General features: G+C 70.3%; 14 protein-coding genes and 2 CRISPR repeat arrays. Of the genes, 4 read left to right on the forward strand and 10 right to left on the reverse strand.

All coding sequences use genetic code 11. The features are described 5' to 3' along the window. Positions 1–73: 73 nt before the first annotated feature. On the forward strand, positions 74–1231 hold the full coding sequence (locus LIX60_RS21520; RefSeq protein WP_227959950.1) for a PP2C family protein-serine/threonine phosphatase: 1158 nt from the start codon (positions 74–76) through the stop codon (positions 1229–1231). A gap of 240 nt (positions 1232–1471) precedes the next feature. On the opposite strand, the gene LIX60_RS21525 is transcribed toward LIX60_RS21520, so the two are convergent. Then, positions 1472–4222, reverse strand: a complete 2751-nt coding sequence (locus LIX60_RS21525; RefSeq protein WP_227959951.1) for an FG-GAP-like repeat-containing protein — start codon at positions 4220–4222, stop codon at positions 1472–1474. Positions 4223–4311: 89 nt separating this feature from the next. Continuing rightward, entirely contained in the window at positions 4312–5562 is a 1251-nt protein-coding gene (locus tag LIX60_RS21530) for an MFS transporter (protein WP_227959952.1), read from the reverse strand. A gap of 54 nt (positions 5563–5616) precedes the next feature. Here LIX60_RS21530 and LIX60_RS21535 point away from each other — a divergent pair, with 54 nt between their 5' ends. Beyond that, positions 5617–6384: a helix-turn-helix transcriptional regulator gene (locus LIX60_RS21535; protein ID WP_227959953.1), complete on the forward strand. Its 768-nt coding sequence runs from the start codon at positions 5617–5619 to the stop codon at positions 6382–6384. Positions 6385–6763: 379 nt separating this feature from the next. Continuing rightward, positions 6764–7880: a CRISPR direct-repeat array (repeat unit 28 nt; unit sequence GGAACATCCCCGCGGGTGCGGGGCCGAC). Between the two features lie 101 nt (positions 7881–7981). Here the strand turns inward: LIX60_RS21535 and cas2e are convergent. The 8 genes from cas2e to cas3 form a co-directional block, all read right to left on the reverse strand. Next, positions 7982–8260 carry a type I-E CRISPR-associated endoribonuclease Cas2e gene (gene cas2e, locus LIX60_RS21540; RefSeq protein WP_227959954.1) on the reverse strand — a complete coding sequence of 93 codons (279 nt, stop codon included), beginning with the start codon at positions 8258–8260 and terminating at the stop codon, positions 7982–7984. Continuing rightward, complete coding sequence (cas1e, locus tag LIX60_RS21545; RefSeq protein WP_227959955.1) at positions 8257–9321, reverse strand: type I-E CRISPR-associated endonuclease Cas1e; 1065 nt, start codon at positions 9319–9321, stop codon at positions 8257–8259. The genes cas2e and cas1e overlap by 4 nt, the downstream gene beginning before the upstream one ends. Positions 9322–9324: 3 nt before the next feature. Further along, on the reverse strand, positions 9325–10128 hold the full coding sequence (cas6e, locus tag LIX60_RS21550; RefSeq protein WP_227959956.1) for a type I-E CRISPR-associated protein Cas6/Cse3/CasE: 804 nt from the start codon (positions 10126–10128) through the stop codon (positions 9325–9327). A gap of 5 nt (positions 10129–10133) precedes the next feature. Further along, a complete protein-coding gene (gene cas5e, locus LIX60_RS21555; RefSeq protein ID WP_227959957.1) occupies positions 10134–10991 on the reverse strand; it encodes a type I-E CRISPR-associated protein Cas5/CasD in 858 nt (285 codons plus the stop codon). Then, entirely contained in the window at positions 10988–12136 is a 1149-nt protein-coding gene (cas7e, locus tag LIX60_RS21560) for a type I-E CRISPR-associated protein Cas7/Cse4/CasC (protein WP_227959958.1), read from the reverse strand. The genes cas5e and cas7e overlap by 4 nt, the downstream gene beginning before the upstream one ends. 226 nt (positions 12137–12362) lie before the next feature. Next, complete coding sequence (gene casB / locus LIX60_RS21565) at positions 12363–12947, reverse strand: type I-E CRISPR-associated protein Cse2/CasB (RefSeq protein ID WP_227959959.1); 585 nt, start codon at positions 12945–12947, stop codon at positions 12363–12365. A gap of 67 nt (positions 12948–13014) precedes the next feature. Continuing rightward, a complete protein-coding gene (gene casA / locus LIX60_RS21570; RefSeq protein WP_227959960.1) occupies positions 13015–14796 on the reverse strand; it encodes a type I-E CRISPR-associated protein Cse1/CasA in 1782 nt (593 codons plus the stop codon). A 246-nt stretch (positions 14797–15042) separates the two neighbouring features. Then, positions 15043–17976, reverse strand: a complete 2934-nt coding sequence (gene cas3, locus LIX60_RS21575; protein ID WP_308101712.1) for a CRISPR-associated helicase Cas3' — start codon at positions 17974–17976, stop codon at positions 15043–15045. A gap of 177 nt (positions 17977–18153) precedes the next feature. After that, positions 18154–18730: a CRISPR direct-repeat array (repeat unit 28 nt; unit sequence GTCGGCCCCGCACCCGCGGGGATGGTCC). A gap of 491 nt (positions 18731–19221) precedes the next feature. Between cas3 and LIX60_RS21580 the strand changes: the two genes are divergently transcribed. Both LIX60_RS21580 and LIX60_RS21585 read left to right on the forward strand, forming a co-directional pair. Further along, positions 19222–19704, forward strand: coding sequence for an ATP-binding protein (locus LIX60_RS21580; RefSeq protein WP_227962856.1), 483 nt, complete (start codon positions 19222–19224; stop codon positions 19702–19704). Positions 19705–19975: 271 nt separating this feature from the next. Next, a complete protein-coding gene (locus tag LIX60_RS21585) occupies positions 19976–20524 on the forward strand; it encodes a hypothetical protein (protein WP_227959961.1) in 549 nt (182 codons plus the stop codon). Positions 20525–20623: the final 99 nt, after the last annotated feature.

Raw genomic sequence — 20623 nt, forward strand, 5'->3', positions numbered from 1 at the left:
GTCGTGGTGCGGCCCGGGACCCGGGAGCCCGGTGGGCACGGACGCCGGAAGGGCGAGAGGGCGGCACGGGCGAATGAACAACGGCAGCGACGAGGACCCCTGGGAGCGCCTCCGCGCCACCGGACGGTTCGGCTGCGCCCCGTGGGCGGTGCCCTACGGACTGATCCTGGCCGGGGTCGCCATCAATCTGCTCGTGCCGCAGGGGACGACGGTATCCGCCACCTACGCCGCCGCACCGCTGGCGGCCGCGGCCTTGTGGACTGTGCGCGGCACGCTGGCCGTGTCGGCCGTCGCGGTGGCGGTGATGTCGCTGAACGCCTTCTGGTGGGACAGGCTGAGCACGAACGAGGCGCTGGTCCGGCTGGCCACGGTCGTCTTCGTGAGTCTGCTGTCCCTGGGGGTGAACAGTGCCCTGCGGCACAGCGTCATACGCCTCTCCTCGGCCCGGCAGATCGCCGAGGCGGCGCAGATCGCCGTGCTGCCGACACCGCCCGGCCGGATCGGCCACCTGTCCGTCGCGGTGCGCTACGAGGCGGCGTACACGGGCGCCCGCATCGGCGGTGACCTGTACGCGGTGCAGCGCACGCCCTACGGGATCCGGATGCTCGTGGGCGACGTCCGCGGCAAGGGGCTGTCGGCCGTGGACGCCGTGACGGTCGTGCTCGGCGCCTTCCGGGAGGCGGCGGAGCGGGAGGCGGACCTGGCGGAGGTCGCGGCCTGGATCGAGAACGCGCTGCACCGGGAGGCGGAGCAGCGGGCCCGGACGGACGAGGAGACCGAGGAGTTCGTCACGGCCGTCCTGGCCGAGGTCCCGGCAGGTGAGCCGGGCCGGCTGCGGATCGTCAACCGCGGTCACCCCCCGCCCCTGCTGTTTCCGGCGGACGGGGCCGTACGGCTGCTGGAGCCGGAAACGTACGCGCTGCCGCTGGGCCTGACGTCCCTGGAGGGGGAGCGGCGGGCCGGCGAGACCGTGGTGGCGTTCCCGCCCGCCGCCACGCTGGTGCTCTACACGGACGGCGTGACGGAGGCCCGCGACTCGGCGGGGGTCTTCTACGACCCCGTGGCGCGGCTGCGGGGCCGTGTTTTCACGGAGCCGGCCGCCCTGCTGGACACACTGCTCGAAGACGTCGAGGCGCACACGGACGGGCGGACGGTCGACGACATGGCCCTCCTGGCCGTCACCCGCGACCGGGACCGACCCCGCGCCGGCTCTCCCGCCCTCCCGGGCTGACGGGGGCTGCGGTCCCCGCCCGCCTCCGAAGCCGTATCCGATCCGGCTCCGGGAGCGGTGACCCGGAATACGGGACCGGTCCCGCCGTCGGGTTCCGGTGCCCTGTCCCGTGCCCCCATGCGGCGGCCCGCCCCGGGCTGCCCGCCGCCCGGCAGGGCGCGGGCCGCCGGTTCCGGTGGCCATGGCATGTGGTGCAGTACGCATGACCGACCGGGCCGGCGGCCCGGACTCGCGACGGCGTTACGGCGTCAGCGTCCGGCCGATCGCGGCGCCGGAGGGGAGCCCCAGCGTGCCGCGGCCGTAGTAGACGCCGCTGGAGGCGGAGACCCCCGAGCTGCCGCTGTCCAGCTGGAGGATCGTCCCGTTGCCGCTGTCCTCGCCCTGGACGCCAATGGCGAGGTCGGCGCGGCCCCAGCCCGACAGGTCCTGGAGGACCACGGAGGAGCCGACCTTGTCGCCGGACTCACTGGCGCCCCTGATCCCCGAGGTGCCCTGGGAGAGGGCGCGGGCCCCGGAGCCGGTCAGGCCGGCGGAGGTGCCGCGCAGCAGCAGTGTCGCGCCCGCGTTCGACCGCCGGGTGCCGCTGCGGGTCAGGTCCTCGTTGGGCAGGCCGGCCAGGACGTCGGCGTAGCCGTCCAGGTCGACGTCGCCCGCCGAGACGGACCAGCCCATGGCGTCGCCGGCCTCGGCGGCGCCCGGGACGCCGGAGGTGTCCTGGTGGACGGTCCGCATACCGGTGGTCGTGAAGCCGGTGGAGGTGCCCGGCACCACGGTCACCTGCCCGCCGGCCTTCGCGCCGGACTCCGCCGTGTACGCCTGCCCGATGACGAGATCGTCGTAGCCGTTGCCGTTGACGTCCCCCGCGGCGACCGAACGGCCGCCCCGCACGGAGAGCGTGCTGACCTTCGCCAGGCCCGAGGAGGAGCCCTTGAACCAGGTGACCCGGCCGGTGCCGCCCGCGTCACGGTAGTTGAGCGCCACGTCCGCGTAGCCGTCGCGGTTGAAGTCGCCGGTGGCGGCGTCCATGAAGGCCACGGCGCCGGTCGCACTGGTGAGCGTGCCGTACCGCGTGCCGCCGTCGGTGTGCCGTGCGTTCCAGTTGCCGCCCTTGCCGGTGCCGGCGGAGAAGACGTCCGCCTTGCCGTCGGCGTTGAAGTCGCCGACCGCGACGGCCGAGCCCAGCCTGGCACCGGACGCCGTGACGCCCGTGGTGGTGTACATGGACCCGGAGTCCAGCTCCGGTCCGTAGAGCACGGTGACCGCGCCCTGGTCCGTCGCGGACAGGTTCTCGCCGGGCGAGCCGACCGCCAGGTCCGCGTGCCCGTCCCCGTTGACGTCGCCCCAGGCGGTGGCGGAACCGAAGGCGTCACCGGACTCGGAGCCACCGGGTACACCGGCGCTGTTCTGCGTCAGTGTGCGCTTGGCCTCGGCCACCGGGCCGTCCGTGCCGCCGGGCACGACGGTCAGTGAGCCGGAGCCGCTGGATGTCTTCGGCGTACCGGCCACCAGATCGTTGATCCCGTCACGGTTGACGTCGGAGCCGGGCACGGCCGAGTTCGCGCCCGGGGAGGCGGCGAAGCGGCGGATCTCGCCGAGTGCGGCATGGAGGGTGGTGCCGGGGCAGGCGGTCGCGAAGGCGTCGCGGTGGCCGGAGATCCGGTTGATCGTGGCCTCCTCGTCCGTCTGCCAGACGCCCGTGTCGGCCTTGGCGGCCAGGGTGACCGTGCCGCTCGGATCGCCGTCGTACTGGCCGAGCTTCCAGGCCGCCACGCGCGCTACGGACTCCAGCGTCGCCCGGGTCGGTTCGCCCGGCGGGATGTCCTGTGCCGGGTCGCCGTGGAAGTCGCCCAGCACGGCGATGCCCGCGGAGTAGCTGTTGAAGCCGTAGGTGTGGGCGCCCGTCACCGGCAGGTCGATCCCGCCGGCACGGCCCTCGAAGATCCGGCCGCACTTGTCGACCAGGAAGTTGTAGCCGAGATCGTTCCAGCCCTCGGACTCGACGTGGTACGCCATGATGCCGCGCACCAGGGCGGGCGACTCGGCGCAGCTGTAGCTGTTCGTGCCGACGGTGTGGTGCACGAACACCGCCTCGACCTTCTCGATGTACGTCGGCGGCTCTTCGACCATCGATTCGTCGGCGCCCCAGGCGGCCCGGCTGATGACGGGCGGCTGTGTGACGGTGGACGGCGGGGCCGTCGGCACGGTCGCGGTGGGCGAGGGGGAGGCGGACGCCGAATCGGTGGGGGAGGCGGTGCCGGTGGGGGAGACGGTGTCGCTCGGCGCGGCGGTGCCCGTGGGCGCCGCGGTGTCGGTGGGCGCCGCGGTGTCGGTCGGGGCGGGTGCCGGGGAGTCACCGGGTGCGGCGGAATCGCTGGGCTCCACGCTCGGCGAGGGGCTCCCCGACGGCGTCCCCTCAGCCGCGTAGGCGACCGGGGCCAGTCCGGACCTGCTGTTCTTCGCCTCGGCCGCGGTGACACCCGGGTCGACCAGGCTGACCTTCATCCCCTTGGGCAGCCCTGCGGCCGAGGCGCCGTCCTCGGCCACGACCCGCACCTCGACCCCGTCCGAGGGACCGACCCACAGCGGTTCGGAACCACCCCGCACCCCGGGCCCGGTCTTCTCCGCCGGGTGCGAGGCGTCGGCGTCCAGGTCCTGCCAGGGCCCCCACTCGCCGCTGTCACTGCTGCGGGCCCGCACCTGCGCGCTGCCGTCGAGCTTCTTCGCGGCGCCGGTCCAGGTGACCCCGAGCAGGGAGAAGGGTTCGGTGTCCGTGCGCGGGAGGCCGCGCTTGCCCTTCCCGGTGTCCTTGAGCACGACGTCGCGCACCGTGACCGGGCGCTTCGCCTTCCCGGCCTCCGCCCGGTCCTCGTTCGGTCCGGCGACGGCGTAGGTGACGACGCCTCCACCCCCGATGACGAGAGCCCCCAGCGTCAGCCAGGCTCTTCGTCTCAGACTCAGCGGTCGATACGCGTGCGTTGTACGCGGGCTCACTGCCCCACCCCTCGCAAAGTTCGTTTCGCGGCCCGCCCGTCACGTGGGGGCCTGCTGTAACCAGCGCCATTACCTGCTGAAACGTCACTTCATCGAGGTGGTTCGACCGGGCCGCGGGTCGCCGGTGCCGTCCCCCCGCGCCCGTCCGCGGGGCTCCCGGTCTCCTTCCCGGCGTCCTGGCCGCGGTACCGCGGCAGCGGCTCCGGGGCAGCCGGTTCGGGCAGGGTGCGGAACAGCAGCCAGCTCAGGGCGGGCATCACGATCAGGGGCGTCAGGGCCGTGCGCAGCGAGGCGGCGTCGGCGATGCGGCCGATGACAGGGCTGGTCAGGCCGCCGACGCCGACCATGAGGCCGAGGGTGATCCCGCCGGCCGTTCCGACGCGCGTGGGCAGATAGTCCTGGGCGAGTGTGACCTGCAGTGAGAACGGGACGTACAGGCCGATCGAGGCCAGCGCCACGAACAGATGGACCGCCGGGCCCGGAACGAACACCACCCCGGCGACGGCCACGACCGTGACCAGGTACGACATGCTCACCACCGTGACCCGGTCCCAGCGGTGGGCCAGACCGCTGCCGACGACCGTGCCGACGGCGCCGCCGAGATAGAGCACGACCAGCGCGGCCGCCCCGGCCGCCGTGCCACTGTCCGTCTGCCCCCGCACATGGAGGGCGACGAACGTGCTCAGCCCGACGAACACGACCGACCGGCACCCCACCGCCAGCGACAGCCGGACGAACGACGCCCAGTCGTCCCGCCCTTCCGCGGCCCCCCTGCCGCAGCCGGCAGACGGCGCCTCGGCCGGCCTCCGCAGGACCGGCAGCGTCAGCACGCCGCCGACCAGCGCGGGAAGGATCAGCAGCGGGGAGAGCCGCAGCCCTCCCGTGGCGATCACGGCAGTGACCAGAAGGGGAGCCACCGCGAAACCGATGTTGCCGCCCAGGGAGAACCACCCCATGGAGCGGTGACTGCCCTTGCTCGCGACCCGGGCGACCCGGGCGGATTCCGGATGGTACGCGGCGACTCCGAGACCGGAGAGCGCCACGAACAGCAGCGTGAGCGCGTACGAGTCGCCGACCCCGCTCAGGGCCACCCCGAGGCCGCCGAGGACCGTGCTCACCGGGAGGAGCCAGGGGACGGGGCGCCGGTCGGTGAGTACGCCGAAGAAGGGCTGTGCGAGGGAGGACATCAGGCCGGCCGCGAGGACGATGCCCGAGGCGGCGGCGTAGGTGTAGGCGCGCTCGGCGACGAAGAACGGGACCAGGGCCGCCACGGCGCCCTGATAGACGTCCACACAGGCGTGTCCGGCCGACAGCAGAACGATCGGCTTGTTCCTTGGCATGGCGTCATGGTGGTGCGTGGGCGCCCTGTCGAACTTCCGATAATCTGCCAAGCAATGACGGAGATCCGCCACGAGCCGGTGGCGCCGACCAACGCCCGCCGCATGGCCCCGGGCACAGGGATCGACGCCCACCGGCACGACGGCCACCAACTCGTCTACGCGGGCCGGGGCGCGCTCGCCGTCACCACGAGCGCCGGCTCGTGGACGGCCCCGGCGACCCGGGCGATCTGGGTGCCGGCCGGCACGGTGCACTCCCACCGGGCACACGGAGATCTCGAACTGCATCTGATCGGTCTCCCCGCGGACACCAACCCCCTTGCCCTCGACCGGCCCACCGTGCTGAGCGTCGGCCCACTGCTGCGGGAACTGATCCTCGCCTGCACTCGGGACCCGGCGGACGACAGCCCGGAACACCGGCGCCTGCGCGCCGTCCTGTGCGACCAACTGCGCGTCTGCCCCCAGCAGCCGCCCCACGTGCCGGCGCCGACCGCACCGCAACTCAAGGCGCTGTGCGAGATCCTGCACGCCGACCCGGCCGACAACCGCACCCTGGCGGCCCTGGGCAGAGAGGTCGGCGCCGGCGACCGCACGCTGTCACGGCTGTTCAGGGCCGATCTCGGCATGACGTTCCCGCAGTGGCGCACGCAACTGCGGCTCTCCCACGCCCTGGTGCTGCTGGCGGAGGACACGCCGGTGACGGTGGTGGCGCACCGCTGCGGCTGGTCCTCGGCGAGCGCGTTCATCGACGTCTTCCGCCGCGCCTTCGGCCACACACCGGGCCGCGCCGCGGACGCGGGACGGAGGGCGGGATGGAAGGGGTAGCGGCCGCCCTTGGCCCCGCCGGCCGGCGGGGCCTCTCCCGTGGAAACCCTCTCCCCGTGGAAACCCGTTCCCGGCCGGTGCCGGCGGAACTCCCGCTCCGGTGGCGCACTGCACTCCGGAAGGCTGGTACATGCGGACTGAGCTGCGGGAATGTGACCCAGTCGACGCTGGGCCGATGGCGCCCCCGGCAGGAGCCGCAAAACATGGGAAGCAGGATCGGCGCTGATGGGGAGCGAGACGCTGATGGTCACGGCGGCCGTCACACTCTGAACCCGACGTACAAGCCGACTCGTCCACCTTCATGGCCCTGACCCCGAGAGGGCTGCGGGTCAGGGCCATTCCTTATTCGCGGCGGTGCCTGAAGATCGGTGAGCAGGAGGGAAGATCCCCGCGGGTGCGGGGCCGACCCACCAGCCCCGCCACGACGGGGGCTTCCGCAGGGACATCCCCGCGGGTGCGGGGCCGACAGCAGGTGGACGTACCGGTCGACGGTGGCGGGCGGAACATCCCCGCGGGTGCGGGGCCGACGTGCCGGAGCATCTGGCGTTCCCCCAGACCATCCCCGCGGGTGCGGTGCCGACACCGTCACCGACGACGGCGCGAGCGGCACCGCCGGAACATCCCCGCGGGTGCGGGGCCGACCCCTCCATCATCGGCGGCCTGGTCACCCACGGCGGAACATCCCCACGGGTGCGGGGGCCGACGTCGGGCCGGGCGTCGAACACGTCGTCGGGCACGGAACATCCCCGCGGGTGCGGGGCCGACGAGCAGAGCGGCCCGCAGAGCGGCCCCGAGCGCGGAACATCCCCGCGGGTGCGGGGCCGACGCCCCCGACCCTTCCCGGGAGTCTGTCGTGGCAGGAACATCCCCGCGGGTGCGGGGCCGACGGTCGTCCTCTCCCCTGATCCACCCGGACCCGGGGAACATCCCCGCGGGTGCGGGGCCGACGCGAGCACGGTCATGGACCTGGTGACCGGCCTGGGAACATCCCCGCGGGTGCGGGGCCGACATCTGGACTCGGGACGACGACGAGCGGGACGCCGGAACATCCCCGCGGGTGCGGGGCCGACCCGAGCACCCGGGAAAACGCGCTCCCGAATGAAGGAACATCCCCGCGGGTGCGGGGCCGACGGCGGGTGCTCGACCGGTGCGGCCGGGCCGGGCGGAACATCCCCGCGGGTGCGGGGCCGACCGTTCCACCCATGTCCTGCACCTGCGCCGCCAGGGAACATCCCCGCGGGTGCGGGGCCGACTGCAGCGACCGGATGGCGCGCACGATCGCGAGCGGAACATCCCCGCGGGTGCGGGGCCGACATAGCGGGCCCGCAGCAGCCGCTGAAGGCCGTCGGAACATCCCCGCGGGCGCGGGCCGACGCCTTGGCCGCATCCGCGACCACGCGGTGCCGGGGAACATCCCCGCGGGTGCGGGCCGACACGTTGATGCCCGCGCGGCGCGCCGCCTCGGCGTGGAACATCCCCGCGGGTGCGGGCCGACGCTTATTGACCTGGGGTTATGTCTCCGCAGAGGCGTGTTTTCCTTTAGTTGGGTTCAAGGGCGGGTGGCGTCGGCCGGTGCTAACCGGACTGGTGCGTGGGATCATCGCCGGTTACGTGCGGAGAGGATGAGGCCGTCGTAGTCGACGGGGCGCCAGCGGTCGCGGCCTGCGGTGCGGACCGCCCAGCCCTGTTCGTTGGCTGACGGTTCGACGAGGACGGCTTGGCCGTCGCCGATGCGGCTGGCCAGGAGTTCCCATAGGCGGTCGCGGACACGGCGGCTGGGGTTGCCGACGAATACGCCGGCATTGACTTCGACCATCCACCGGGTGAGATGGCCGCGTAGTCCTTCGGGGGCTGCAACGAGAACGATGACGGTCATCTGAGTTTATCCGCGGATGGGGACTGATCGAGTTCGGGGCCGATGACCGCGATGTGCTGTTCACCCATGTCAGCCGGTAGGGGAGAGGCATGGCCAGGTTCGCCGTTTGCTTCCATGGGTGTCCGGGACCTTGCGGAGCGGTCGGCCCAGTTGACGCCGGCGGCTACCGTGCCGAGGTGTTCGTCCCAGAGTTCGCTGGTCTCCGGAGTGTCGAATTCGGTGCCCTCGGGGGACATGAGCGCTTTGACATCGCGCACGATGCGGCCCAGGAGCTTCGTCTCGGCGATTTCGTCTCGGAGGCCGATGCGTGCGTCGCGTTCTTCGGTGAGGCCTTGGGCAGCGAGATCGAAGGCCATCGGAATGGTGTACTCCGCCTTGTAGAGGTCGGCGATGTCCAGGACGAAGGAGATGGCGGCGCCGGTGTGGACGAAGCCGAGTCCCGGGCTGGCGCCGAGCCCGACGATGACGGCGTGGCAGATGCCGTAGAGAGCGGAGTTGGCGGCGGAGAGCAGTCGGTTGAGGTCGTCACCGGCGGCGAAGGGATCTCCGGCCTTGTAGACGCGGCCGTCCCAGGGAATGCCAGTGCGGGCGGCGTGGTGCCGATAGAGCTTGCGGAAGCGGGTCCCTTCGCGGCCGCGGAGCTGCTGCATGGTGGCGCTGGAGACGTCTTCGCCTGGGAAGCGCATGCCGTACATGGCGCGTGCGACGTTGAGGCGCTCCTTGGGGCGGGTGACCAGCCAAGCCTGGCGGTGGAGGAGTCCGGCACTGCGGTTGGGCCCCAGTCCTGCGGCGTACATGCGGACGCCCTGTTCGCCGACCCAGCACACGGCAGTGCCGGAGTCGGCGAGGAGGCGGACGGCGCCGTGCGTCACGCGGGTGCCGGGTCCCAGCAGCATGACGGCGATCATGGCGGCCGGGACGCGGACGGTTTCGCGTTTGTTGATGATGACGACGGCGTTCTCGTCGCGGTCCAGGTGGCTTCGCTCCACATAGACGCTTGAGACACGGTCGGTGATGCGGTGCAGGTCGTGCGGGTCGGCTTTCCACCAGATGTCGGCCACGGCTCAGCCTTTCCGCTCCGGGAGAGGAGCGAGGGTGAGCAGGCCGCAGCCGTAGGCCTTGGAGGGGCCGATGCCGCCCAGGAGGCTGTTGGTGAAGGCAGCGGGGTTGGTCACCCGCAGACAGCCTTCGAAAGAGGCGGTGTGGAAGGTGATACGAGGGCCTTTGCCGCCCTTGGTGAAGGAGCGGCGGCGGCGTTCGGTGATGCGGAGATCACGGGCGGGGTTGGGCTCCCAGGGGGGCGCCTTGTCCGGGACGGGATGAGGTGTGGAGGGCACGAGGCCGGGGGCGGGCTGGTCGGTGCGGGAGTCGGGGATGGTGAAGCCCCACTTCTCGGTGCGGGTGAGGAACCAGTGGAGTTGCGCGGCGGCGGTGCGGTGGCCCATCCGCAGGCCACGCGGCCGCTTGTCCGGGGTTTCGGTGGCCAGACGGGCGGTCTGAGCGGGGGTGGGCTTGTTCGGTGCGTGAGTGTTCTGGGTGGGGCTGGCGGTGAGGCGGAAAGCGAACTCACGTCCCGTGGCGATCTGTTGGAGCAAGGGGGTGTAGTCGCGAACAGCGGCGTGATGACCGTCCGCGTCCGGCCATCCGGCACCTTCGACCAGGTGGGTCCAGTCGGGCTTGGACCGGGTGAGGACGTACAGATGGGGGCGGTGGGGGTTATCGGCGTCCAGGCGCCACAGGATGCGCTCGTCCTCGGGCGTGCCGGTGATACCGCCGGTGATGGCGCCGTGCATGGCACGGGGGTTGGCCAGCAGAGTGCGGCTCTGTGCACGCAGAGGGTTGATGCGGATGCGAGACAGGTAGGTCATGGCGGTCACCAGCCCAGGAGGGCGAAGGGGTCGTGTGCTGTGGCGTCGGGCGGAGGGCTGTTTGTGGTGTCGGTTCGGCGGAAGCCGGTGGGGATGCTCAGCCAGTGGTGGCGGACCCGGCGGCTGGTGAAACCGCGCCCGTGCGGGTCGAAGGAGAGGGGGACGTCGTGCACGATGTCGTCACCCTGCGCGTCTTCCACGGTGGCCGAGCGGTCGATGCGGGCCGGATACGCCGGCTTGCCGAGGCCGCGTTCACGGCCCAGGCGACGGGCGTAGCGTTCACGGGTTCGGTCGCGGGCCTGCCACGGTTCGTTGCTCAGTACTTCCTTCAGGTCACCGGTGCGCAGCCCCAGGCTGAGGGGCTGGGTGGGCGGACACGACCGGCGGCCCAGGGCCAGAGGGAAGGCGGGTGCCCTGATGGCCTGGTCCAAGGTGGTCAGCAGGTCGGTTGGTCCGGCGATAGCGGCGACGAAGACCGCGTCCTGGAGGTAGTAGCGAGTGGTGACGTGGGTGTTCTTGGCCGGTGAGGTAGGTCTTTGGACGCCCTTGGCGGACACCCCGGCCTGGGGCAGTGGGCGGCCGCGGTAGTCGCTGACGGTGTGGTAATCCCGCAGTAGGGTGCCGGGCTGGTCGACGCGGACCCCCAGGCGCAGTGGCAGCAGGTCGCCGAGGGAATCCTCGCGGGCGTAGCCGGCTGCGGCGGCCAGGAGGCCCAAGACTCCGGACTTGGTGGGTTCTGGCCGGGTTTCGCGGCGGTTGAAGGTGCTGCGGTCGCCCCAGGACTGCAGCGGACCGGCCAGGCGGAGCAGGAGCGCCGCTTGGCCATCCCGGTTGCCGTCCGGTGGGGCGGGAGTGGCGGTCATCGGGTGGCCTGCTTGACGGCATCGGCCAGGTGGGCCCGCAGGTCGGTCAGAAGTTCGCGGAAGGTGACCGTCTGTCCGAAGGCTTCCTGGAGAAGGCCGGCGGTGTTGCCCGTTTCGGGGGAGAGAGTGTGGCACACGGCGCTGAAGGCGGGGGTGTCTCCCCAGGCGTGGGTGGCGGTGGCGTGTTCGCGGGCCAGGCGGTGGGCGGAGGCGGTAGTGATACCGGAGGAGGCCGTGACCGGCTCTTCGAAGGCGGACACGAGGTTGACGGGTTGGTCGGCGCGGGCCACGACGGCGACGAGGCTGGGCAGGGTGCGGTGGGCGAAGGAGTTGCCGTAGCCCGTGGGGGCCGAGCGGGCGAAGGAGGTGACGAACTCGGTGACGGCGTTGACGGTGGCGTCCTCGTCACCGAGGTTGTCCATCAACTGGTGCAGGCCGACGGTGGCGTAGCGGTAGAGGGTGGCGGAGTTGAAGCCGATGGTGCCGATCATGCCGGCGCCGGTCTCGTTGTCCTTCTTGGTCTCGTCATCGACGGCGGTGAAGTAGTCGAACTCCAGCTCCACCGCGTGGGTGGACAGGGCGTGGGCGACCTGGACGGCGGCGTCGACGTTGAGGGCGGGGATGTCGGCGACCATCCGGCCGAACAGAGCCACGTCCAGAGGATGGCCGACGCTGAACTTCTCCTGCACGGGCAACTGACCGACTTCCTTGGCCAACTCGGCATCGTCCAGGGCGGCAAGCTCGGCCGCGCGGTCGGTGACCAGATCGGCGACCGCCTCGAGCTGGCGGCGACCGTAGAAGAACAGGTAGGCGGTGTCGCCTTCCCTCTTTCCGGCGCTGATCTTCAGGGGGGCAAGCAGTGCACCGGCCAGCCGGGTCGCGGCTTCGTGCTCCAGGCCGGTGTTTGCGGCGATGCGGTCGGTGAGCTTGCCTGCGATCCGGCGGGTACGGGTGGCCAGGTCCTGCTCGGGGACCCGCTCGGCGAAGTGCAGGCGGGTGGCGCGCTTCCACGCCTGGGAGGAGACCCGGGAGCGGCGGGCCCCACCGAAGAAGGCTTCCTTGGGGTTGCCCTGGTCGTCGCGGTTGAGGTTGGCCGGGGGCACGGTCTGCAGAACGTGAACGTCGATGTACAGGCGAGAAGGCATGGTGGTCTCCGGAAAGTGGCGTGGGTAAGTGCGTGGTGGTGGGCAGGCCGACTGGAAGCGGACGCTTCTGCGCAGCGGTGCAGGGAGCGAGGAGCGGCCGGGGTAGTGGTGCACGTCGCGTGCAGGTGCTCACAGCCGCATCTGTCCTCCAAGGAGGAAGCCGAGCCGGATGCCGCGCCTTGCACCGGTGTTCAGCGAGGGAATGTGGTCTGCTGTCCCCGGGGGTTCAGGAGTTCCTCTCCGGTCCCTTTCCTGCTGCTGAGTCCCGGGAGTGATAGGCCAGGCCCCAGGCACGGCGGACTTGCTGGCGGGCCTCGGGGTGGTGCCAGTCTTTGATGTTCCGCAGCAGGAGGGTGTAGTCCAGCGGTTGTCCCACGGTGCGCAGTTGGGTGACCAAAGAACGCAGCCGGTACAGCAGAGCGGGGACAGAGGTGGCGTTTGCCGTGGCGGCTACCCGGCGGTCCACTGCCTCTTCGCTGAAGCGGCCGCTGGTGCGCAGGGCAAGCAATGCTGCCCCAGCCTTGATGCCGGGCCGGTGCATGGGCTGGCGCTGGCCTTGCTGATGGAGGCCGAACAGCGACAGCGCGGCGTGCTCGGCTTCCAGGTCGATGGAGGCTTCTCCGTCGGACCATGTGACGTAGAAGGGCCACAGGGCCGGCACTGTGCCGGCGCCGCGGCCCAGGCCGGAGCGCAGGGCGGCCAGGTCCTGGCCCGGAGGCTCCATGAGCAGCCCGGTTCTCGGATCGGTACGCCAAGCACCCTGTGCGGTTACGCGCTCGGCCCAGTAGTAGCGGGCCGGTGCGGTCGGCACGGTGCCGGGGGCTTGTCCGGTGGTGGGGGTGCTTATGCGACCGGAGACTGGAGTGGCGGGCATGAGGTCACCCTTCAAAGGTGAGGTCGTCGGCCTCACCGTCGGTCGGATCTGGGGAAACGGCGGCGCGGACGGCCTTGCGTTCGGCGGCCCGGCGGGTGAGGACCTCATCGAGGCGGCGCCGGAAGCCGCGCTCGGCGGTGCTGAGCCGGTAGGTGTGCTCCTTGCCGTTGTGCGTGGTGGTTCGCCCGGTGAAGGTGCTGGGTGCCGCGGTGGACAGCACCTGTTCGGCCACCGTCCAGGTTTCGGCAGCGGCTTTGTGTTCCCAGGCCAGCAGACCGCGCTCGGCTGCGTCGAAATCTTCGCCGGCTTTGCGCAGTCCGGTCAGCAGACGGCGCATGAGCGGGTCGAGGGAGTGCAGCAGGGTTTCACCCGGCCGCTGTCCTTTGTCCCACGGGATGGGGTCACTGCCGGCGGCCCGCCGTACGTCCGCGGAGAGGTGGTTGACCGTGGTGGCGAGCTTCTCCGCCTGGTCGGCGGCCTCCAGCACGCAGCCGTAGAGGATGCCGTCGGCATCCAGTGCGGTCAACGGCAGTGGAATCGTGTCGAAGAAGAGATCCTCCACCACAGCGGACTGGTTGCCGTACGTGATGCCGGTCAGCTCCACCTGCAGTGGATAGGTGGCCGGCAGCCGCTCACGGGTCACGCTGAGTTGGCTGAGGAGGACGCTGGTGTGGAATCCGGCGCGGGTCGCAGTCGCGTTGCTTTGCTCCCGGTCCGCAGCCAGCAGCGCTTCCAGACCGCGCCAGGCGGCTTTGCCGGGCTGGTGGCGGCGCGGCCGGGCTACCGCAGCAGTGGCCCGGCCACCACCGGTCTTCTTCGCTCGTGCTCCGGCGGAGTCGATGATCCATGCCGTGTGCGGTTCATGGTCGGGGATGGCGGTCAACCGGTCACCAGCAGCGACGATCACACGGGTCACCCGGGGCCCGTCCGGTGTCTGCTCGGGGACGAGCCGGATCCGGCGGGACTGCCAGGTCCACACATCCAGCAGGCCACGGCTGGCACGGGTCTGCCAGGCCGGCGTCCCACACGACAGCGTGTCTGCGAGCGTGCCGTCTGCGGCCCGGCGACGCCACTGCGGGAGGTCGTCGGACAGCAGCGGCGGGCCGTAGGGGATGTTCAGCAGCAGCGTCTCGAAGACAGTGCGCCCCATGGGCATGGTCACACCCAACTGACCCAGCGGACCGGTCGGATTGCCGGTGGTCTTCCCCTTCTTCATTTGTGGGTCGCCCACCGCGCCGGTTTTGATCGCGGCGGTGTCCCAGCAATGGGTGTGCAGCAGCCACCGCGCCGCCTCGGCCGGGGTGAGCGGGGGTGGGTCGCCTTCCGTACGGGAAGAGAACAGCGGCACGTTGTTGCCGGTGGCCGCTGTGGCGACCAGCAGCGCCGAGCTCTTGGTCTCACCCTTCGCGGTCCGCAATCCGGCCACTTGCGCGAACGGGTCGTCCGGGTCGAACAGGCTGAACCGTGCGTGGTGCTCGTCGAGGTAGGCGGTGAGCTTCTCGCGCTGTCCGGCAGAGAACTTCCCGGCCCGGAACATGGCCGTCCACTCGCCGGCGTCGGCCGGCCGGCCCAGTGCGTCGACGACGACCGGCAGGAGCACCTGCCGGAAGATGGCAGGTTTCTGCGTGGGCAGGCCGATCACCAGATCCAGAAACCGGTGCGAATCCAGGATCAGTTCCCGCACTCCCACCTCAGTGGCTGCCTGACCGTCTCGCGACCCGTCGGCGCCTGTCTCTCCCGCTGGGCTGGCGGCCAGCCACGGATCATCGAGAAGGTGAAATAACACAGCAATCCCTCAAATTTCTGTCCCTAAGGGGTAGTTGCAGTGTGGCAGGTCACTGAGGTGCGGGGAGGAAAAATGCGGGAATCTGTTCCATCCTCTGATCCCGTGGTACAAGACCTCCCGCGCTCGCAGGGCTTCCACCCGCAGGGCGGCGCAGACCACCAGCTATAACGCGCCTCGCCCCCGGCAGAGCCTCTCGGTCCCACCGAGCGGAACAGCCCCCGCGGCGGCCCGCACCCTCACGGAAGATCAAGTCACCGTGTCCTCTTCGACAAGCCCCAGCTCGCCGTCGTAGGACAGGCGCCTATCGGCCAGCACACAGCTCCTCTGCTCGTCCAGGACCAGGGCCGGGCTGAAGCGCAGTCGCGAGTGTCCCAGCCAACCGGGCAGCGGACGCAACTGTTCAGCAACCTGCGCTGTGTAGCGCGGAGGGAGCCGCACCGTCCCACCGAGGACCTCATCGAGCAGAGCCTCGGGAACATCTCCGTTGACTCCCAGAACACGGCCCGACAGCGTCCGGTGCACCTCGCCCTTCCGCACCACGAGGATCACCTCCGTGCTGGGCTCCCCGTCCCGGACCACAGCGTCCAAGTCGGTGTCGCCGCCGGATCCAGGCAGGCTCACATAGTGCAGCCCGGCCAACGTCGCCCCTTCCCGGTCACCGCGCCGTGCCAGTAGGTACCCGGCTGCCCGCTCGGCCCGCTCCTGCTGCTCGGCCTCCCACGCGCGGCAAGCCTCCTCCTCGTCCTCGCGCCACGCTGGTGGTACCACCTCACTCGAGGCGCCGTAGCCGTCGGCGACCAGGGCCGGCACCTGGCCGGGCACCCGCCACCCGCCTTCGAAGGCTGCGCGCCGCACCAGCGCTGCGGCGCGTATCAGCGGCCAGCGCCCGTAGATGAACTCCGACGCCCCCAGAAAACGCGGCCGCGGCCCGTCGAGGGCTGCGGCATCGGTGATACCGCCGGAACCACCTGTGTGTCCGGCCCCGTGGTCCGTGCCGAAGCCGGTGACTACCACCCGCGGTGAGGCGAGTCGCTCGGAGCGGTCCACACCGTTGTGCCGGTGCAGGCGACCGACCCGTTGTAGCAGCAGGTCGATCGGGGCCAGGTCTGTGACCAGCAGGTCGGCATCGACGTCGAACGACTGCTCAGCCAACTGCGTGGCCACCAGCACCAGCCGTGGCGGACGCCCCCCGCCGTTTCCTGCCCGGGCGCCCAGCAGACGCAGGCACTCCTCCGTACGGTCTGCCCGGGGCCCCACAGCAAGACGTCCGTGCAACAGCCGCACCTGGTCACCGAACCGCTCACGCAGTTGCTGGAAAAGACTTTGAGCCCGGCCCACGCTGTTGCGGATGACCAGCGCGCACCCGCCATCGCCCAACTCGCTTTCCAGCAACGCGGCGACATCCCGGTCGGCGGCTTCCTGCGCCGCCCTGCGCTGCTCACGGCTGGCGGACCGACCCGGCACCGACTCGGGCAACAGCTCCACCGCCACCTCAAGATTCGCACGCCAGCCGGCGCACTCGGCGACCGAGAACCGCATGTCACCGGCCTCCGGCGCTACCCAAGCGGCCGTGACCGACGGATATCCCCGCGGCACGGGCAGCTCGTGCGCGGTGTACTCCTCGCGAGACGCGGCCCCCGCCAGATAGGCGGACACCAGGTCACGGCGCTGGTCGGGCGGCAGCGTCGCCGACAGCAACACCACCGGGACCCCGGCTTGACCCAGCCACCGAAGACCTTCCATCAAGAACTGCGACATGTACACGTCTGCGGCGTGCACCTCGTCGAGAATCACGACTTTGCCCGCCAGACCGGCCACCCGCAGCATCACGTGCTTAGTGCGGGTGGCCGCGAACAACAGCTGGTCGATCGTCCCGACCACAAACGGGCACAACAGCCCCCGCTTGGCACCAAGGAACCACTGCGCAGGCCCCAGCGCCGCCGCCCGGCCACCGCTCGCCCCCTGAAGACCGTACGGGTCGTCATCCCAGCAGTCCCCGTATTCATCGACCCCGCCGAACCGGGCCTCGACGTCGTCTGCCGATCCCTCCACCAGCCGACGCCACTCCCTGTTAAACATCCGCTTGCCGTGCAACAGCGCCACCTGCGACGCAAGCCCCTCCTCGACTCTTTCCGCCCACTGCCGCACTTGAGAAAACATCGGATCACTGGTGGCCTGCGTCGGCATTCCCACGAACACCCCATCGGCACCGAACCGCGCGGCCAGTACCTCAGCCGCCAGCAGCGCGGCCTTCGTCTTTCCTTCCCCCATCGGCGCCTCGACCACCAGCAGTCCAGGAGCTGCCATGCTCTGGGCCGTCTCGATCACCATCGTCTGTGACGGACGAGGCACCTGCCCGAAGCGCTCCTCAAACGCGCCAGGTCCGGGCCCGGCCAGCTTTCCCCAGCCGCCACGCAGCCCCAATGCCGCCCAGGCCTGCTCCGACCGCTCACGGGCGCTCTCCAGCTTCACTCGGGCCAACTCGTCCACCCCGGGGAAGTGCCGCTCGTCGCTGGCGATCCAGTCCGCCATCACCACCAGACCACTGAGATGGAGCTGGGCCGCACGCGATGGCGCTTTCGCCGGCGCTACCCCCATCAGGTCAGCAAAACCCAACTCGCGAGTGAAGTACTCCACCACGGCACGCTGCGCTTCCGGCCACCGCCCAACCCCGGACAGCTGTCCCCGAGCCTTCACCGGCGGACGCAACCGGTCCTCGCGCGGAAACAGCCCATGATGCCCGGCTACCAGCGGCCACACCCACGCCACATGTTCATCCGGCCACCCGGCCTCCGTTAAGAGGGACCGCAACAGGTACCCGCCAGCGCAGTCGTGCCGCCACCGATACTTCGATGCCGTCGCCTCATGCCACCCCAGCCCGGCGGTACGAACCACGTCCGCACCTTCGGGCCACAGTCTCTGAAACGCCGGCGTGGCTTTTCCACAATCGTGAATCCCGCACAGCCAGGAGAAGATTTTCCTCCCTCCGCCGTGTCCGCCGGCCACCTCGTCCAGCAGTTCCCGGGTCGATGGCGCCAGGTAGCTATCCCAGAGGCGTTCGGCCACCGCTGCGGTGTCCAGCAGGTGCGACAACAGGAGGTTCTTCTTCCCGCCTGCCTTTTCCGCTGACTTCCCCCACAACACACTCAGCATCCGGACCAGTTCCGGATCCTCCTCCAACTCCCCTTGCCCCACCGCGAACCCCCAGTACTCAATGGACTGGCGAGCTACCCTAAGCGCCATCACTGACAGCGGCCTCGCACCGCCGTGACGCACCCACTGCTGCTCTCAGGAGCTTTGAAATCGAACTGGAATAAGATCGGGCCCCCTCCTGGGTAAACTCCCAGGTCAGCAAGTGTCGGCCCCGCACCCGCGGGGATGGTCCGTGGGGCCCGCGGTTGCGGGAGACCCGCGACGCGTCGGCCCCGCACCCGCGGGGATGGTCCCGGCGGGTTCACCCCCGGCGCGGCCGCGCTGGAGTCGGCCCCGCACCCGCGGGGATGGTCCCGGCCCTTCTCCCACCCGCTCACGGCTCCGCGGGTCGGCCCCGCACCCGCGGGGATGGTCCCCGGTCGAGCCGGGCCGCGAGCGCGGGTGCGTCGTCGGCCCCGCACCCGCGGGGATGGTCCCGTCTCCTCCACGTCCGGGTTCGGCATCGTGGTGTCGGCCCCGCACCCGCGGGGATGGTCCGCGCGTACGGCACTGGGAGTGCCGCCGCTTCCTGTCGGCCCCGCACCCGCGGGGATGGTCCGGAGGCCGCCGCATGAGCCTGCCCGAGAACGGCGTCGGCCCCGCACCCGCGGGGATGGTCCTCGACGTGCAGCGCTGTGCGCACGGGCCCGGAGGTCGGCCCCGCACCCGCGGGGATGGTCCGCGCATCAGTCTGGAGGCGAAGAAGCTCACCGCGTTGGCCCCGCATTGACGGGTGCGGGCCATGAAGGGGTTGGGGAATGGGCAGGGACGGCATGGCACTCGCAAGATGCCCCCGGTGTCGGGCTCGCTGCAAGTACGAGTGCCGTGGGGAGCTTCTGGGTGACTGGGCGGAAGACATGGCTCATGATTGGAAACCAGAAACCCTGGATTCTCTTCCGCTGAATCTGCGTTCCTCGTATCCTGGGATGATTCTGGTGGGTGAGCTCCGCCTCCGGCACTTGGAAGTGCGGCGTCATGGGTTTGTAAGTCCATGAAAAACTTTCCGAGAGTGGTATTCCGCTCTTCATCGATCCACGGTTTGGTGGTCGCGTCGTAGTCGCGATCAGCGAAAGGTTCTACCGTGGTTAATGGCGTTTTTGTGGCCTCGCTCTCGCTACTCTTCCTGAGCGCTATCGGCCCCCTTGTGCTCCTTGGCGCGCGCGCATGTATGGAGCCTGGGCCCGGGCGGCATCGCGCTGTCGGGCGCCGTCGTCCAGTGTGGGGAGGGTGGCGATGACACAGGGCCGTGTTGTGCTTCCGCTTCCGTTTGTGGTGTGGCGCTGGACGGACCAGACCCACAATGCTGCAGTTCAGGCACGTACTGCTCTGGGATGCGCCCTCGATCAGCTCGGCTGTGTTGGTGAGGCAGCTAGTGATGTCGTGTGGGCTGTATCTGAGCTGGTCGCCAATGCGGTCGAGCACGCTGTCGGGCCGTACGAGATGCGTCTTCGTCCCTGTGAGGAGCAGGGAATCGTCTGCGAAGTGGAGGATGGAGATCCTCGAATTCCTCCACTGCCGAATTACTCGAAGGGGAATCCTATTTCACCCTTGGAGGAGAACCGCGGTGGTGGTTCCGATGCCTTGTGGGCAGTGCTGTCTGAACATGGGCGAGGTTTGCGCATCGTGCATTACCTCACCCATGGTCACTGGGGGTTCCAGGGGTGGGAAAGCGGGAAGGTTGCCTGGGTGAGGCTCCCGGATCCCGATCAGCGCTGACCACGGAACGGGAGAGTCCTTGCCCTCTCCCGGGTCGCAGATCTGCCTGACCATTGTGGAGACGTTCCTGCGGCAAAGGACTCTTCGGTCAAATGGCTGAAGAGCCCTTTGTGCGCGGGCTATCCACGCCGTGCGTCTGATCTTCATGCAAGTAAGCGACCCTGGGGTTGCCCCTCTTGAGGGTGATTGACCAGCGTACTGCGCGAATATTCGTGGCCTTCTCCCCTATCTTGGGGCAGCGCCTGTGCTGCACTGGTGATGGGAGACGGGGATGCGGATGGCACGCCATCGGGCCGGAGCGATCCTGGCGTTGGGGAGTGTGGCGTTCTCCGGGGCGCTGCTGGCAGGTTGCTCGAAAGCCTCGTCGGATCCGGAGCCCCCGTCGGAGAGGTTCGGCGAGACGCCGGGCGCCCTCGATGCACGCGCTGTCGAGCACCGGGAAGCCCTTGCGGCCTACCGGGCGATGTGGGATGACGCTCTCGCCGCTGCGGCTACGTCCGACGCGAAGCATCCGAGGCTGCATGCCCACGCGTCTGCCGGGGCGTTGGAGTTGCTTCGCTACATGATGAGAGAGAACCGCAAGAAGGGGCTCGTCGCGAAGGGGCGGCTTCATCTCGATCCCGTGGTGGAGAGGAGCCAGGCGGCGAAGGTGGTGATCCGGGACTGTGCCGATGCGACCGACTGGCTGCGGTACACGGAGGGCGGAGAGCTCGAGAACGATGTGCCCGGCGGGCATCATCGCGTCGATGCGACCGTGCGGCAGCGAAGCGGGATGTGGCGAGTGGAGGATCTGTACCTCCACGAGGCGGGGACATGCTGAGGTCTCGTCCCGTCCTCCCGGTGGCGGCAGCGGCGGTGTGCAGTGCGGCACTGCTTGTTCCCCACGACGCGGTGGCCGATGACGGGCTCAGTACAGGGG

The organism is Streptomyces sp. S07_1.15, assembly GCF_020739505.1.
GTDB classification, from domain to species: Bacteria; Actinomycetota; Actinomycetes; order Streptomycetales; family Streptomycetaceae; genus Streptomyces; species Streptomyces xinghaiensis.